This window comes from Rahnella sp. PAMC25617 (assembly GCF_050606005.1).
In the GTDB taxonomy this organism is placed as follows: Bacteria; Pseudomonadota; Gammaproteobacteria; order Enterobacterales; family Enterobacteriaceae; genus Rahnella; species Rahnella variigena.
The window spans coordinates 1-15,882 of the sequence record NZ_JBOCUM010000001.1 but is presented as its reverse complement, the minus strand read 5'-3'; the positions used below and the strand labels follow the sequence as shown (position 1 = coordinate 15,882).

Annotated in this window: 15 protein-coding genes; 10 read left to right on the top strand and 5 right to left on the bottom strand. The window is 52.9% G+C overall.

Annotated elements, in window-relative coordinates:
• Positions 1–414 precede the first annotated feature (414 nt).
• From pdeH to ACM615_RS00060, 4 genes are all read left to right on the top strand, one after another.
• Complete coding sequence (pdeH, locus tag ACM615_RS00075; RefSeq protein WP_113876905.1) at positions 415–1,191, top strand: cyclic-guanylate-specific phosphodiesterase; 777 nt, start codon at positions 415–417, stop codon at positions 1,189–1,191.
• Between the two features lie 212 nt (positions 1,192–1,403).
• On the top strand, positions 1,404–3,458 hold the full coding sequence (locus ACM615_RS00070) for an AsmA family protein (RefSeq protein ID WP_132966503.1): 2,055 nt from the start codon (positions 1,404–1,406) through the stop codon (positions 3,456–3,458).
• 78 nt (positions 3,459–3,536) lie between these two features.
• The gene (locus tag ACM615_RS00065; RefSeq protein ID WP_431011241.1) at positions 3,537–3,848 is read left to right on the top strand and encodes a type II toxin-antitoxin system HigB family toxin; all 312 of its coding nucleotides are present in this window, start codon (positions 3,537–3,539) and stop codon (positions 3,846–3,848) included.
• Positions 3,845–4,255 (top strand): helix-turn-helix domain-containing protein, encoded by a 411-nt coding sequence (locus tag ACM615_RS00060; protein WP_112288017.1) that lies wholly within the window; start codon positions 3,845–3,847, stop codon positions 4,253–4,255. The genes ACM615_RS00065 and ACM615_RS00060 overlap by 4 nt, the downstream gene beginning before the upstream one ends.
• A 15-nt stretch (positions 4,256–4,270) precedes the next feature.
• Here the strand turns inward: ACM615_RS00060 and ACM615_RS00055 are convergent, their stop codons facing one another.
• From ACM615_RS00055 to ACM615_RS00040, 4 genes are all read right to left on the bottom strand, one after another.
• Positions 4,271–5,038, bottom strand: a complete 768-nt coding sequence (locus tag ACM615_RS00055) for a CDP-diacylglycerol diphosphatase (protein ID WP_431011240.1) — start codon at positions 5,036–5,038, stop codon at positions 4,271–4,273.
• Between the two features lie 58 nt (positions 5,039–5,096).
• Complete coding sequence (locus ACM615_RS00050) at positions 5,097–6,419, bottom strand: MFS transporter (RefSeq protein ID WP_112288019.1); 1,323 nt, start codon at positions 6,417–6,419, stop codon at positions 5,097–5,099.
• 287 nt (positions 6,420–6,706) lie between these two features.
• Positions 6,707–7,831 carry an inner membrane protein YhjD gene (gene yhjD / locus ACM615_RS00045; RefSeq protein WP_112288020.1) on the bottom strand — a complete coding sequence of 375 codons (1,125 nt, stop codon included), beginning with the start codon at positions 7,829–7,831 and terminating at the stop codon, positions 6,707–6,709.
• 84 nt (positions 7,832–7,915) lie between these two features.
• Positions 7,916–8,815: a LysR family transcriptional regulator gene (locus tag ACM615_RS00040; RefSeq protein ID WP_181955534.1), complete on the bottom strand. Its 900-nt coding sequence runs from the start codon at positions 8,813–8,815 to the stop codon at positions 7,916–7,918.
• A gap of 126 nt (positions 8,816–8,941) precedes the next feature.
• Between ACM615_RS00040 and ACM615_RS00035 the strand changes: the two genes are divergently transcribed.
• The gene (locus ACM615_RS00035; RefSeq protein WP_431011239.1) at positions 8,942–9,700 is read left to right on the top strand and encodes an SDR family NAD(P)-dependent oxidoreductase; all 759 of its coding nucleotides are present in this window, start codon (positions 8,942–8,944) and stop codon (positions 9,698–9,700) included.
• Between the two features lie 2 nt (positions 9,701–9,702).
• On the opposite strand, the gene ACM615_RS00030 is transcribed toward ACM615_RS00035, so the two are convergent.
• Complete coding sequence (locus ACM615_RS00030) at positions 9,703–10,449, bottom strand: flagellar brake protein (protein WP_113876912.1); 747 nt, start codon at positions 10,447–10,449, stop codon at positions 9,703–9,705.
• Between the two features lie 451 nt (positions 10,450–10,900).
• On the opposite strand from ACM615_RS00030, the gene ACM615_RS00025 reads away from it, so the two are divergent.
• The 5 genes from ACM615_RS00025 to ACM615_RS00005 form a co-directional block, all read left to right on the top strand.
• Entirely contained in the window at positions 10,901–11,443 is a 543-nt protein-coding gene (locus tag ACM615_RS00025; protein ID WP_132966499.1) for a tetratricopeptide repeat protein, read from the top strand.
• Between the two features lie 80 nt (positions 11,444–11,523).
• Positions 11,524–11,979: a sigma-70 family RNA polymerase sigma factor gene (locus ACM615_RS00020; RefSeq protein ID WP_431011238.1), complete on the top strand. Its 456-nt coding sequence runs from the start codon at positions 11,524–11,526 to the stop codon at positions 11,977–11,979.
• Entirely contained in the window at positions 11,976–12,752 is a 777-nt protein-coding gene (locus ACM615_RS00015; RefSeq protein ID WP_431011237.1) for an anti-sigma factor family protein, read from the top strand. The genes ACM615_RS00020 and ACM615_RS00015 overlap by 4 nt, the downstream gene beginning before the upstream one ends.
• A gap of 303 nt (positions 12,753–13,055) precedes the next feature.
• Complete coding sequence (locus ACM615_RS00010) at positions 13,056–14,705, top strand: malate:quinone oxidoreductase (RefSeq protein ID WP_120163510.1); 1,650 nt, start codon at positions 13,056–13,058, stop codon at positions 14,703–14,705.
• A gap of 385 nt (positions 14,706–15,090) precedes the next feature.
• Positions 15,091–15,882 (top strand): malate:quinone oxidoreductase (locus tag ACM615_RS00005; protein ID WP_431011236.1); only part of this gene is annotated, 792 nt, incomplete at its 3' end.

Here is a 15,882-nt window from a genome sequence, read left to right as displayed (position 1 = left end):
AAGCATTAAAACGAAAGGAAAGAAAAGATCGTCATTATTGCGCTCTAGTCTCTTCATAAGAATGCGGTCAGTCAAATAAATTAAAACGAGGTTTTATTTTTTTATGCGGCAGGCGAAAAAACGAAATATTTCATTCATCCCAATGCAGAGCCTGCTGTAAGGAACTTCCAGCCCGGTTTTCGGGTTTTTTATGCGCAAATCATGCAGAGAAATGCGGAGTGATTAAAGTTTCCCCGCGCTACGCCGATAGATAACTCTACTAATGAAAGCCAGGAAACCGGGCTACTTTGCCGCCATGAAACGACGCGCTTCGCTGAAGTCCGGTCTGTTCACATGGACGCCATTGTCGTCACGCAACACATGTTGCCGCATGTCCCCTGATGATCTGATTCTTATTCATGACGGCAGAAAAATATGATAACTAAGATGATGTTAGGGCTGATTACGCCTTCTTTTACCGCGATTGAACGCGTAAAAGCACAGTCTTACTGGCGTCAGTGTCAGAGAGTGTACCGTTTTCAGCCTATTTATCGCACGACAGGAAAGCTGTTGGGGATTGAATTACTGACCGGGGTTTTCCACCCGGCGGATCCGCACAAATTCATTTCACCTGAAGAATATTTTGTTGCGATAGCCGTGGGCAAGCGCCTGCAAATCGTGCAGGAGCAACTCGACCTGTTACAGCGCTGGCAAAGTTTGTTCATCGACCATGAATTACTGGCTTCTATCAACGTCGATGGTCAGGTGCTGGAAATGCTGCAATCTGACACCGCGCTGCGCGCGCAAATCAGCGCAATGCCTTACGTACGTTTTGAACTGGTCGAAAGCGCTGAACATGCACTGAGTATTCCGTTGTCGCAAATCGAGCAATCTGACCGTTTATGGCTCGACGATTTTGGTCAGGGGATCGCAAACTTTTCTTCTTTCACCACCTGGCATTACGAATACATCAAAATCGCCCGCGATTTGTTTATTCTTTTGGGGCAGAGCGAAGAAGGCTCACGCCTTTTTTATACGCTGGTGACGCTGATGAACCGCTACAGCAAAGGCGTGATCATTGAAGGGGTAGAAACAGCCTCGGAATGGGCGATGGTGTGTAATTCGGATGCGCTTGCCGCTCAGGGCTATTATCTGGCGCGTCCTGCGACGTTCGACAATCTTGATAACCTGCCAATACATTTCAAAGGATAATGGATCACACCTTACCCGCTGAGGCGAAGTCTCAAATTGCCCGGTGCGTAGAGGTGGTGTGATTCATTGTTATTCTGTTGATTTAAATGCTTTTACAGTCACATCTCCTGCCTCGTTTTTCTTCTTTTTCACACGCCGGTTCCGGCAAATTGCGACAAATTCAACTATGGTTAAACACTGGGATTCGTTAACTGTCTGAAAGGAACAGCTTTATGACGCGCACAGGTAAAGTGATCTCCTGGGTTGTGGGCATCATTGTGATTCTGTTGATCGCTGTCGTGATTTTCATCGCGACCTTCGACTGGAACCGCCTCAAACCTACCATTAATCAAAAGGTCAGCGCTGAACTGAACCGTACTTTTGCCATTCGCGGCAATTTAGGGGTGGACTGGTCGCGGCAGAAAGATGAGGCGGGCTGGCGTGCGTGGGTTCCGTGGCCGCATATTCATGCTGAAGATATCGTGCTCGGTAACCCTTCTGATGTGCAAACTGGCGAAAAAGACGCGCAGATGGTGAAACTCGCCCGCGTGGACGCCAGTATTGCGCCACTCGCGCTGCTGCATAAAGAAGTCCTTATTCCGCGTATCTGGCTGAAACAGCCGGATGCGTCGCTGGTACGTCTCGATAATGGCAAAAATAACTGGACGTTTAATCTTGCCAACAGCGACACCAAAGACCCGGCTCAGCCGCCTTCCGCCTGGTCATTTACCCTCAATGACATCGTGTTTGACCGCGGACAAATCGATTACAAAGACGCGAAAATGAAAGCCGATTTCCGCGCCATTATTGATCCGCTGGGCAAACCGCTGCCGTTTACCGAAGTGGTCGGCGATAAAAAAGACGCGTCGACATCTAAAACTCCGCCGTACGTTTTCGGCTGGAAAGTTGACGGTAAATACAACGGCGAATCGCTCTCTGGTAGCGGTAAAATCGGCGGCATGCTGGCGCTGAAAGACCCCGATGCGCTGTTCCCGTTACAGGCCGATGTACGTTCAGGCAACACGCGGGTAGCGGTGGCCGGAACCTTGCAGGATGCGATGAACCTCGGTGGCCTGGATTTACGCCTGAAATTCTCCGGCCAGACGCTGTCTGATTTGTACGGTCTGACCGGCGTGTTGTTGCCGCAAACGCCACCTTATTCCACTGACGGACATTTATCGGCGACGTTGCATGGCAAAAATGGCGCGATTTACCGTTATCAGAACTTTAATGGTGAAATTGGCGACAGCGACATTCACGGTTCCCTGACCTATCAGGCCAGCAAACCACGGCCAAAACTGACCGGCGATGTAGTGTCCAAACAACTGCGCTTTGCCGATCTGGCGCCGCTGATTGGTGCGGATTCCAACAAAGATAAAGCCAAACGTGGGGAAACCACCCGCCAGCCTGCCGATAAAGTGCTGCCGGTGGAGAAATTTGATACCAAGAGCTGGCGCGTCATGGATGCCGATGTGAAGTTCAGCGCCAAACGCATCGAGCATGGCAAATCTCTGCCGCTGAGTGATTTGAGCACGCATCTGAAACTGACGGACGGTGAAATCCTGCTGGATCCGCTGCGCTTCGGCGTCGCGGGCGGGAACCTGAATTCCACTATCCGGCTTGAAGGGGACAAATCGCCAATGCAGGCGCGTGCAGATATTCATGCCCGTAAGCTGAAACTGAAACAGCTGCTGCCAAGCGTGCAGTCGATGGAGCGCAGCCTGGGTGACCTGAACGGTGATGCCACGCTGACCGGTACCGGCAATTCGGTCGCGGCGCTTCTGGGCACCAGCAACGGTGACATGAAAATCCTCATCAACGACGGCGTGATCAGCCGGGGTCTGATGGAACTGGCTGGGCTGAATGTCGGTAACTACGTGGTCAGCAAACTGTTTGGCGATGACGAAGTGGCCATCAACTGTGCGGCCGCCAACGTCAACGTGAAGAACGGGCTGGTGACGCCACGGCTGTTTGTGTTTGATACCGAGAACGCGGTCATCAACATCACCGGTAACACCAATATGGCGACCGAGCGTCTGGACTTGTCGATCAACCCGGAAAGTAAGGGCGTGCGTATCCTGACCTTACGTTCACCGTTGTATGTTCGCGGTACCTACAAAAATCCGGATGCCGGCGTGAAACCGGGTCCGCTGATTGCCCGTGGTGCCGCCGCCGTCGCGCTCGGTGCAGTGGTGGCTCCCGCCGCGGCATTACTCGCCCTGATTTCTCCAAGCGATAATGAAGAAAATCAGTGCGGCCCGATATTGCAGCAGATGAAAGAGAAGTAATCGTTTTCAAGTTGCCATATTGGCAACCTGGCGGCGGAGTGTTACGATGTTGCCAGGTTGTCAACTTATGGAAGAATAATGCATCTGATTACAATGCGTGCCTTAGCCGAAGCGGCTGTGCGATTTCCGCAATATAAAACGGAATTGCTCAGTCTCGGAAAGGTGATTGAGAAAGGGAATTTCCCCACACCGGCAGCGCTGAGAAAGATCTACCCTTCGCTGGATAATTTTAAATATCTTGATAAACATTATGTTATCAACATCGCAAGAAACGAGGTCAGGGTGATTGCGCTGATCTTCTTTGAAAGCCAAAAGTTTTATGTCAAAGGGATTTATACCCACGCCGAATACGATCGGTTTACCGATCAGCACCGGGGGAAAAAGAAATGATTAAGGACGCCATTAAAGCGACTGAGGCGTTGGTCAGCGCCGTACCTTTGCTGGGAGAAAATCCCAACGAGCAGGACTATCAGGAAGCGCTGGAACTGGTTGAGTACTTACTGATGAATAACCCGACCAGTCCTTTACTGGATATTGTCAGCAACAGAATTACCGCCTACGAAAACACGCTGCCAGAAATCATTAATTTTCGGGCAGACATGGACGCATTACCGGACGGCATTGCCGTTCTCATGACCTTGATGGATCAATATGGTTTGAAGCAAAGTGATTTAGCTGACGAAATCGGCAGTAAATCTCTGGTTTCCCGCATTCTGCGCGGGGAACGCAAGCTGACCGTTGAGCACATCGGAAAGCTTGCCGACCGCTTCGGGATTTCTCCCGCATTGTTTATCTAATTCGCTGAATCTGCATCACTGAGGCACCGGATCCAGTACCGCACATTTGTGGTCCTGGATCTCCTCGGTCGAGGCGTTATTGAGTTTCAGCAGGTCACGCTCGCTGGCGAGCAGCAGGAAATCGCCGCCCGGCAGGCTGACCATTGCCATGCCGAAATGCCCCATCTTTTTATCCGCTTCCGGCACGCCTTCGGCCAGAAGCCGGAAAGCGCCTTTTTCATTTAGCTCAGCCTGTGTCACTTTACGTGCCAGATAGGTATGTCCGAGCAGTTTATCCGGCAGCGCCTGCCAGTTATATCCCATCTGCGCGCCATCTTTGCTCAGCGTGGTTTTCACCTGCGGCAGAAGGCAGGAAATGTGGATATGCAGCTGGTTCTGCGAGCGGCCATATTGCGAGTTAATCGCCAGCGAGACATTGCTGTCATCGATCGGTTTACCGTATTTATCCGCCATAAAATGCCGCGCATTCCATGCCTGACTGAAAAAGTTCGGCGTTGCCGGTTCCAGTAAAGCCGGGCTTTCCATACCGGTGATCCGCGCGGTGGGCATCAGCAGATATTGCAGCGGGCCATTCAGATCTTTCAGCACCACAAATCCTTGTGGTTCATCGACCTGTGTGCAGGGCTCAGGTTTGCCTGTGCTTTGCTGATTCGGCAGGCATTTCTTACTGATGATGTTCCACAGGGCGTTGGGATTGGAGGTATGAGGCCAGAAATACCAAAAGGCCGCAGCAATAACGATAAGCAGGATCAGAACAGGCAGGATAAAACGTCGTAAGCGCATAAGGAACCTTCGCTGAAGGCACCGTGCCGGGCGCATACCGGGCACGGTGTCGGGTCAGTTACAGTGACTGATGGGCGGTTTCTTTGGACAACAGCAGCGCGATCAGTGTCAGCGTTGCCATCGAGGCCAGATACACGCCCACGTAGAACAACCCGTAATGAGTTGCCAGCCAGGTGGCGATATACGGCGCGACGGACGCGCCCAGTATCGAAGACACATTATAGGAGAAGGATGCGCCGGTATAACGAACTTCTGTCGGGAAAAGTTCCGGCAGCAGTGCGCCCATCGGACCGAAGGTCAGTCCCATCACCATAAAGCCGCACAGCAGGAATACCATCACCAGCGCCTGTGAACCGGCACCCAGAATGGTCGGGAAGCACAGGGCGAAGACGATCATCAGCAGCGTAATGCAAATCATGGTTTTGCGACGGCCAAACTTATCCGCCAGCTGACCGGCGACCGGCACCATCACGCCAAAACCGATCACGCCAATCATTAGCATCAGCAGAAATTCATTGCGCGGAATGCCCAGTCCGACTGGCTTTGCCGCCGTGCCGTAACCCAGTGAATATACGGTCATGATGTAGAACAGCGTGTAAGTCGCGACCATGATGAACGTGCCGAGCAGCGTCGCTTTTTTGTATTTGGTGAACAGCGTACCGATGGGCACTTTCACCTGTTTACCGGCTTTAGCGATTTTGGCGAACACCGGCGTTTCGTGCAGGGAAACACGCACGTACAGACCGACAATCACCAGTACCGCAGACAGCAGGAATGGCACACGCCAGCCCCAGGAAATGAACTGTTCATCGGTCAGCAGCCACGACAGCAGCAGGAACATGCCGTTGGCAAAGAAGAAGCCGATCGGCGCGCCGAGCTGCGGAAAAGAACCGTAGAGGGCACGTTTCTTCGCCGGTGCATTCTCGGTGGCCAGCAGCGCCGCGCCGCCCCATTCACCGCCCAGTCCCAGACCCTGACCAAAGCGCGCCAGCGCCAGCAGCAACGGTGCGAAGACGCCAATCGTCGCGTAGGTCGGCAGCAGGCCAATCACCACGGTAGACACGCCCATGGTCAGCAAAGATGCCACAAGGGTGACTTTACGCCCGACGCGGTCGCCGAAGTGACCGAAAAGTGCCGAGCCAATCGGACGTGCAATAAAGGCGATGGCGAAGGTGGCGAGCGACTGAAGTGTGGCCGCTGTCGGATCACCCTGCGGGAAGAAAATATGCGGGAATACAATTACCGCGGCAGTGGCGTAGATATAAAAGTCGAAGAATTCAATGGCCGTACCGATTAGCGATGCCACGATAACTTTGCCGCGGGAGTTCTGACTCACCAGGTTGGCGTCAGCTTCTAATTCTGGAGTGATAGTGGCTTGCATAAGTGTTTCTTATTTGTAATGAGTGGGAGGGATCTAATGTAAATAAATGTATATCGAAAAGGCATCTTATGCAGAGCAGGGCGGTATTTCAACGCAGCGGAGGCGCTGAAAAAAGGCGTTTAAAGCCGGATCGGGGGAATGTTTTATCAGGGCGAGATTTCACCAATCATAAGTTTGGCGAATGGTTAAAAGGCAGAGTAACTGACTGCAAAACCGCGAAATAAAAGTACGGCTCTCAGTCAGTTATTCTGCTTTTCAGTGCAGTGTAATGCCTGATTTGGCATCATTCACTGCTTTTTAATCTCATTATCAGAATTAATTGCTGATATATGCATTTCATCTGGCACGATGAGATTGTCCGGCGTGTATTCACTGTCGTTTTCCGTGGCATTTTTCTCATTTTTGCCTGCATTCTGACGGTGATCCGGCATTTTCGGATCATCTTTGTATTTTGCAGTCGCTATCCACGCCGCCACAAATAACGTCAGACGGGCGAAGAAATAGAAGAAAGCCATCAGCCCGATCACCGACCCGAACGCCGCGCCGGAAGGCGACGTCGCCAGTTTCGGCAGCGTCATGGTCATCACGAATTTGATCACCTCAAAGCCCACTGCCGCCAGCAACGTCCCGCGCAGCAGCGCCTTTTTACGTGGCTTGTGGCGTGGCAGCATCCAGAAAATCCACAGGAACAGCAAATAGTTGGCGGCAATAGAAATCACCAGCGTGATGCTGGTCATCACCGGACGCAGCCAGTCAATGCCGCCAAGACCCAGCGCATCGACAATGGTTTTTTGCGCGGCACCGGCAATCGACGTCAGCGACAGCGTGATAATCAGCGCCAGCACCAGCCCGGTCAGTGAAATAAAGTCGCGGATGTAGCGGCGGTAAATCTTTTCCTGATCCTGCGGATTACGTTCCCAGACATCGCGCGATTGTGCGCGGATCGCCTCGCGCAGATTTCCCATCCAGCTGATACCGGAATAGAGCGCAATCAGCAAACCGGATAACCCCACGGCGGTACGCTGCTGGATGGCGGTATTCACCGTGCTTTTCAGCGTGTTCGCCAGATTCGGGTCGCTGATGCTGTTGACGATTTTATTGATCAGCTCCGCCAGCAAATCGGGATTTGAGGCCAGCACAAAACCGACGGCGGCGAAGGACACCATCAGGATCGGGATCAGCGACAGAAACGAAAAATAGGTAATAGCAGCGCCAAACTGGCTGCCAAGACGGTCATTAAAGCGCTCGGTAGCGCGCAGCAGGTGGGCGACCCAGCCCCATGACTGAACGTGTTCTACCAGTCGTGAAAATCTGCCGATGTTTTTATCCACCGTAGAATTACCGGTTTTGATATTAATCAGCGGCTCGGGTTTTTCCTGTGTATCAGGTTCTTGTTTAGAAATGATGGGCATTGATCCATGTTGTCCTTAAAAGTGCATCCGGCTTTAAGTATAGACGCCTGAGCCGCCGGGACTAAGTCGCGGCGGTTTAAGCGGTCAGGCAATGAACGTTTGAGTAATGTCGGTCAGCCAGTCCATAAACACTTTCACGCGGCGGGAAAGGTTCAGGCGGTGCGGATAAACCAGCGTCACCGGCATTGGCGGCGCACGGAACTGCGGCAAAATACTCACCAGCTGACCGCTTGCCAGCGCGTCACGCACGCCGAGCAACGGCGCCTGAATAATGCCTAATCCGGCCAGACAGGCAGAGACGTAAGTTTCAGTGCTGTTGACCGTCACTGCGCCGCCGCTTTTAACGGTTTTCACCTGCTTACCGTCGAGATATTCAAAGGCGGACGTATGGCTGCCGAGAATTTGTTCGTAATGGACCATCGCGTGCTGCGCCAGCTGGTCTGGGTGATCAGGCGTGCCATAACGACGCAGATAACCGGGGCTGGCGCAGTTCACCACGCTGAGCTGCCCGAGCGGGCGGGCAATCAGGCCGGAATCTTTCAGCGTGCCGGTGCGGATCACGCAATCGAACCCTTCGCGCACCACATCCACACGATGATCGGTACAGCTCAGCTCAATTTCCAGCGCAGGATAACGGTTGAGGAATTCAGCCAGGCGCGGCAGCACCAGACTGGTCGCCATGCCGGTGGTCATATCAACCCGCAACCGCCCGCTGACGCTGGCCGGATTCGACTGAAACATCGACTCCAGCTCCTCCATGTTTGCCAGCAGCTCTTTACAGCGCTGATAAAACACCTGCCCGTCCTGCGTCAGCTGCACGCGGCGCGTGGAACGGTGCAGCAGGCGTGCCGACATGCGCGTCTCCAGCTGCTGGACGAGGCGCGAGACACTGCCTTTCGGCAAACCGAGACTTTCTGCTGCACGGGTAAAATTACTCAGCTCCGCCACGCGAACGAAGACCTGCATTGATTGAATTTTATCCACATTATGCCCGATTGTTGTTGGTATTGAGACAGTGAAACTCATTATGAACCATTTATCGCACTCAGGTAATCCAATAGGCTGTGTTTCAACCGATGTATCAGTGACAAAAATCCAAAGAGGCCCAAAATGAACCGTAAAATCGCTATTGTGACCGGCGGAAGCCGTGGATTAGGCAAGAATGCCATTGAAAAGCTGGCAAAAAACAACGTTGATATCATTCTGACTTACCACAGCCAGGCGGATGCGGCGCAGGCGGTGGTGCAATCAGTTGAAGCACAGGGCGGAAAAGCGGTGGCGCTACAGCTGAATACCGGCGCGTCCGGCAGCTTTGACGCTTTTGTGGCGCAGGTAAAAACTCAGCTGCAACAGGTCTGGCAGCGCGACACTTTTGATTTTCTGGTGAACAATGCCGGTGTGGGTTTGCATGAGTCTTTTGCGGATACCACTGAAGAACAGTTTGACCTGATGATGAACGTCCACCTGAAAGGGCCATTTTTCCTGACGCAGAAACTGCTGCCGCTGATGGCAGACGGTGGACGCATTCTGAATGTTTCCAGCGGACTGGCGCGTTTCGCACTGCCGGGCTCTTCGGCTTACGCCATCATGAAAGGTGCGATTGAAGTGCTGACTCGCTATCAGGCCAAAGAACTGGGCGCCCGTGGCATTACCGCGAACGTGCTGGCACCTGGCGCGATCGAAACGGATTTCAGCGGCGGTATGGTGCGCGATAATCCTGATGTGAACAAAATTGTCTCAGCCAATACCGCACTGGGACGCGCCGGTTTGCCGGATGATATTGGCGGGATGGTGGCGATGATGCTGAGTGATGAAGCAGGCTGGATGACCGCCCAGCGCATCGAGGCTTCAGGCGGTATGTTTATCTAAACCTAATCGTGCTGGAAACGCTTTGCTTTCATATGTTGCTGTTTTTCCAGTTCGAAAATTGCCCGTTGCAGGTCGCGTTCCTGCGCGGGCGATAAATTCGGAAACTTAAAACTCAGCCGCTGTTTGCTGACAGTTTCACCTTTATTGCTCACCGATTTGCGCGCCATCGCGCCGATGTACTGCAAATCCACTTTGAATTTCCCAAGCTCGGCCAGTTCGATCAGGGAATCTTTCAGCACTGCGCCTGAACTGATTTCCGGCGGCGTCATGCCGTCAATCTCCAGCCCCAGCCCGCCGAGAGAAATATCCCTCACGCGATAGGCAAAGTCTGTCGTATCCGGCAGTTTTCCGCTGCAACGGTAATCCGGCAGCCACGGCACATTCACACGGAAATACTCACGACGCTGAATGGAATACAACACGGGTGGGATATCACAGGTGAAAGTAGGCAAACCTTCATACGCCACCTGACGAACTTTACTGCATGAAAATTCGACCTTTGCGCCTGCCGGTTCTGCCACAAAATTCAGCGTATCGGCGTCCATTGCCAGACTATTTTCATAATCTGAGCTGCCGAGATCGAATAAAAACTGGTGGTGGTCAGCGTCGACGTCCAGAATTTTGCTGATAAATTGCCCGCGGGAATGGCTGACCATAACCAGCGTCTGGTTCTTCTTTAAGTCACGCAGAACGGACAAGATTGCCAGCGTGTTCCGCTTCGCAAACGACTCTTTAGATACTTCGCTCACCTGCCGCACCTCATAAGAAATAAATGCAAAATTATGGCGCAGCCGTTGACGTGTAAGGCGCCCAATACGGATTATCGGCCACTCAGAACAAAACTTTATCGCGTAATAACGTGGTTTTTGACCGGCCCAAAGGGAAATTGTGCGCCGCAGGACGCTGTTTGCGCGTCCCTGATTTATATATAGGCTATCTTTGGGCGTTCTGACGTCTCTTTTCTCCTCCGTTTTTATCATTTAAAACATATCGGACGAGAATTATTTTCTCTTATACCGAATAGAAACCGGTCCTCAGGTGTTTACCTTATATCGAACACTGACGGGCTGACTATTTTGCTGCACTCGCTGACCGCTCTGTTCCACCATTACGTTCTCCGCGACGGCATTCTGCGCCGCATGTTACCGGGCAGCGCAGGCCGCCCGTAAATCATCCGTTAATCCCCTACAGGACATCATCATGAAGACAAAAACGGTAATACAGGCGCTGTCGGTTGTGTGTCTGGCTGGCAATCTGCTGTTTTTCAGCGCGGCAGCGAATGCGATGGGCGACGATTCCGACGCGAAGAAAACGCCGGACTGCCCGAAAGGACAAATCTATGACAGCAAAACCAAAAGCTGCATGGTGGATAAAGGCAGCATGATTTCCGATCAGGATAAAACGCAGTACGCCTATCATCTGGCGAAAACCGGGCGTTATCAGGAAGCGCTGACCGTGCTGGATACGCTCAAAGATCAGAACACCAAAGAAGCCTGGAATTATCGCGGCTACGCCACCCGTAAACTGGGTCGCACCGACGAAGGCATCAGCTATTATCAGAAGTCGATTGCGATTGACGCGAATTACGCCAAAGTTCGGGAATATCTCGGCGAGGCTTATATGATTAAAGGGCGTCCTGATCTCGCAAAAGCCCAGCTGGCGACCATCAAAGGCTTATGCGGCACCGGTTGTGAAGAATACCGCGACCTGAGCGCCGCCATCGACGGCCATCCGGAATCCTGATCACGGAGAAACGATAAATCTCACCGGCAGACTTACGTTCTGAACTGAGCCAGTGCCTGTCACGTTTGTGGCGCTACGCGATGGTGTTATCGCGCAAGCATGACGTGGCAGACGATCTGGTGCAATCCACCTGCGTGCGTGCGCTGGAACGCTGCGCGCAGGTCGCCGACAGCACCGGCGTGGATCGCTGGCTCTTTTCTATTCTGCACTCTATATGGGTTAACGAACTCAGGGCGCAGCACGTTCGTCAGGGGCAGGGATTTGCGGATGTGGATGAAACGGAGGCGCCCGCCGACACGCTGTCTTTTGAAGAACGTCACTGGCATACGCAGGTGATGCAACGGGTGAACCGGCTGCCGGAAGCCCAGCGCAACGCGGTGTTTCTGGTGTACGTCGAAGGTTTTACCTATCAGGAGGCGGCAATGACACTGAGTGTGCCCGCGGGCACTATCATGAGCCGTCTGGCGGCCGCACGGCTGACGCTGGCAAAAGATGCCGGTGCCTCCACAAAACCGCAGCAGGGAGAGAAAAAATGACCCGTGAAGTCCCGTCTGCGCCTTATTCCGATGAAACCCTGGTCGCTTATCTCGATAACCAGTTAAGCGAACCGCGGCGCGCAAAATTTGAAGCACAACTGGCGCAGGATGACGTGCTGGCGCAGCGGCTGGCACAGATGTCACGCAGCAATTTACCCTTCCACGACGCGTTCGGTGCGATGTTGCAGCAAGCGCCGGTCGGTAAATTACAAGCCGCGCTGGATGCCATTCCCGATGTTCCGGCTGCCGGTTCGCGCCGCTTTAGTCGTCGCGCACTGCTCGCCGCGTCGGTAAGCTTTCTGGCCGTCGGGCTGCTGGCAGGGCGTTATTCGACGCTTTTTGAATCGGATGATAACTGGCGTGCGCGCGTGGCGGATTACATGTCGCTGTATACCGCGCAGACGCTGGCGGATGTGTATGATTCTGCGGGGCAACAAAAAATCCAGCTGGCGCGGGTGCAAAATACCTTAGGTATCGCACTGAGCCCGGCGGCGCTGGCGGTGCAGGGGGCAGATCTGAAAGATGCCCGCATGTTGCATTATGACGACTATGACATCGCGCAAATCACCTATCTGGATCTGCGCTACGGCCCGATGGCGCTGTGTATTACACGCAGCGAACACCGTGACACTACGGCGCAGCAGAGTGAAATCCGTCGCGGAATGAACGTGGTTTACTGGCGCAACGCCGGTTACAACTTCATGCTGATTGGCCACAGTCCGGCACCGGCTCTGGCCGCGTATGCTGCGGCTTTACAGGCGAATCTGGCCTGAGTAATTTCGTCACGTCACTAACTTATGTAATTATTTAAAGTATTAAACTATTTTTAATGCACGTAACGACAATGTTAAATTGTTTACGAAATCTCGATAATATGAGTATTCGGTAACATTTGTGTGGTTGATTTGTCGTTCTTCGCCGCGGTTTTCGTTACTCCCCATTATTGTCCTTTCATACTCTGTGGAAATAATCGCTTATTTCCCACCGCACCGGGTTGTTGATTTCGTTTATCCAGGGGAAATCTGGATAGCTTTCACCTGCAAAACTAAAACTAAACATTCAGAGAAACAGACGTCATGAGAAAGATACTCGCCATGATCCTCTGCCTTAACGTGGTTGCTTTCAGCCAGTCAGCGTTGGCAGAAGATGAAAAACCCGTTGATGTGTTACTGATCGGCGGCGGCATTATGAGCGCGACGCTGGGGACATACCTTCAGGAATTAGAACCAGACTGGTCAATCGACATGGTTGAGCGTCTCGACGGCGTGGCGCTGGAAAGCTCCAACGGCTGGAACAACGCCGGTACCGGCCACTCTGCGCTGGCGGAAATGAACTACACGCCGGAAAAAGCCGACGGCAGTATCGATATCTCCAAAGCGGTCGAAATCAACGAATCCTTCCAGATTTCCCGTCAGTTCTGGACCTATCAGGTTGAGAACGGCGTACTGCACAATCCGCGTTCCTTCATCAACAGCACGCCGCACATGAGTTTTGTGTGGGGTGACGACAACATCAATTTCCTGCGTAAACGTTTTGCGGCGCTGCAGCAAAGCACGCTGTTCCGCGGCATGGAATATTCAGAAGACCCGGCGCAAATCAAACAGTGGATCCCGCTGGTGATGGAAGGGCGCGACCCGGCGCAGAAAGTGGCCGCGACCCGTATTCCGATCGGTACCGACGTGAACTTCGGTGAAATCACCCGTCAGCTGGTGGCCTCATTGCAGAAGAAACCTAACTTCTCGCTGAGCCTCGGTCATGAAGTGCGCGACATCAAACGTAACCCGGATAACACCTGGAACGTGACCGTTGCCGACCTGAAAAACGGCGACAAAGAAAGCGTCATCAAAGCGAAATTCGTGTTTATCGGCGCAGGCGGCGCGTCACTGACGTTGCTGCAAAAATCCGGCATTCCGGAAGCAGATAACTACGGCGGCTTCCCGGTCGGCGGCGAATTCCTGGTGACCGAGAACCCGGACGTGGTGAAACGCCATCTGGCAAAAGTGTACGGTAAAGCGTCTGTCGGCTCACCGCCGATGTCCGTACCGCACCTCGACACCCGTATTCTGGATGGCAAACAGGTTCTGCTGTTCGGGCCGTTCGCGACCTTCTCCAGCAAATTCCTGAAAAACGGTTCCCTGTGGGATCTGTTCGGCAGCGTGAATTTCTCCAATATCATGCCGATGACCCACGTAGGTATCGACAACTTCGATCTGGTGAAATATCTGGTCAGCCAGGTGATGTTGTCCGACGACGATCGTTTCGATGCGTTACGTGAATACTTCCCGGATGCGAAGAAAGAAGACTGGCGTCTGTGGGAAGCGGGCCAGCGTGTGCAGATCATCAAAAAAGATGAGAAAGAAGGCGGCGTTCTGCGTCTCGGCACCGAAGTGGTCAGCTCTAAAGATGGCAGCATTACCGCGCTGCTGGGCGCTTCTCCGGGCGCATCCACTGCGGCACCGATCATGCTGCACCTGATGGAAAAAGTGTTTAAAGACAAAGTCGCGACGCCAGAATGGCAGGCCAAACTGAAGGACATCATCCCTTCTTACGGCACTGAACTGAACGGCAACGTGGCCGCGACTGAGAAAGAACTGGGCGACACCAGCCGCGTTCTGATGCTCGACAACCCGCAGCCAAAAGCGGCGGAACCGGCACCGGCAGCGGACAATTCTTCAGCCCCTAAAAAGGGTGAAGAGCAGAAGCAGGTTGCAGACGTCGCGTTGTAATCTGATTCCGTAAAAAGTGATCGTAAAGGCGCGGGCAACTGCGCCTTTTTAACATCTCATTTTTGCCTCAAAACCCGATTTAGCACGAATAGCTCGTTCTTTGACCGCCCCCAGACCCTCCAAAACCCCTTTGCAGAATCCTTCAAATCCAGCGGTGACGCGGCCTGAAGCGCTGTCCGGTATCCCGTTTGCCTGTTTTTTTGAAACGTTAAATCCTTTTTTAAATTATGTAGTGATAATGTTATATTCGTAGCCAGTATTTTAAAAAATGAAGTTTCAGTAACGATCCCGCGTGTTTTTTTGCTAATTTCTTGTTCGACAGCCATAACAATATTCTTAACCGAATCGCCAAGAACAGAACTGAACATTTAGAGAAACAGACGTCATGAGAAAGATACTTGGTATGCTTCTCAACCGTGACTCACTGGGTGCCAGCGAGCCTGCGGCCGCAGAAGACGAAAAATCCGTTGATGTATTGCTGGTCGGCGGCGGAATTATGAGTGCAACCCTGGGGACCTACCTCCAGGAACTCGAGCCGGACTGGTCAGTCCATATGATTGAACGCATGGACGGCGTGGCGCAGGAAAGCTCCAACGGCTGGAATAACGCCGGTACCGGCCATTCCGCACTGGCAGAAATGAACTATACCCCGCTGATGCCCGACGGTTCTGTCGATATCACCAAAGCGGTGGCGATCAACGAAGCCTTCCAGGTTTCCCGTCAGTTTATGGCGTATCAGGTGCAGAAAGGCGTGCTGAATAACCCGCGCTCTTTCATCAACAGCGTGCCGCACATGAGCTTTGTCTGGGGCGATGAGAATATCGATTTCCTGCGCAAACGTTTTGCTGCGTTGCAGGAAAGCACCCTGTTCCGCGGGATGGAATATTCAGAAGACCCGGAACAAATCAGACAGTGGATCCCGGCAGTCATGGAAGGCCGTGATCCGGCGCAAAAAGTCGCCGCAACCCGCACCACCGCAGGCACCGACGTGAACTTCGGCGAAGTCACCCGCCAGCTGGTCGAAGCATTGCAGAAAAAATCCAATTTCACGCTGGCAAACGGTCAGGAAGTGCGCGATATCCAGCGCAATCCGGATAAAAGCTGGCGCGTGACAATTACCGATCTCAAACACAGCCACAAACACCACGTGGTGAATGCGAAATTCGTGTTCATCGGC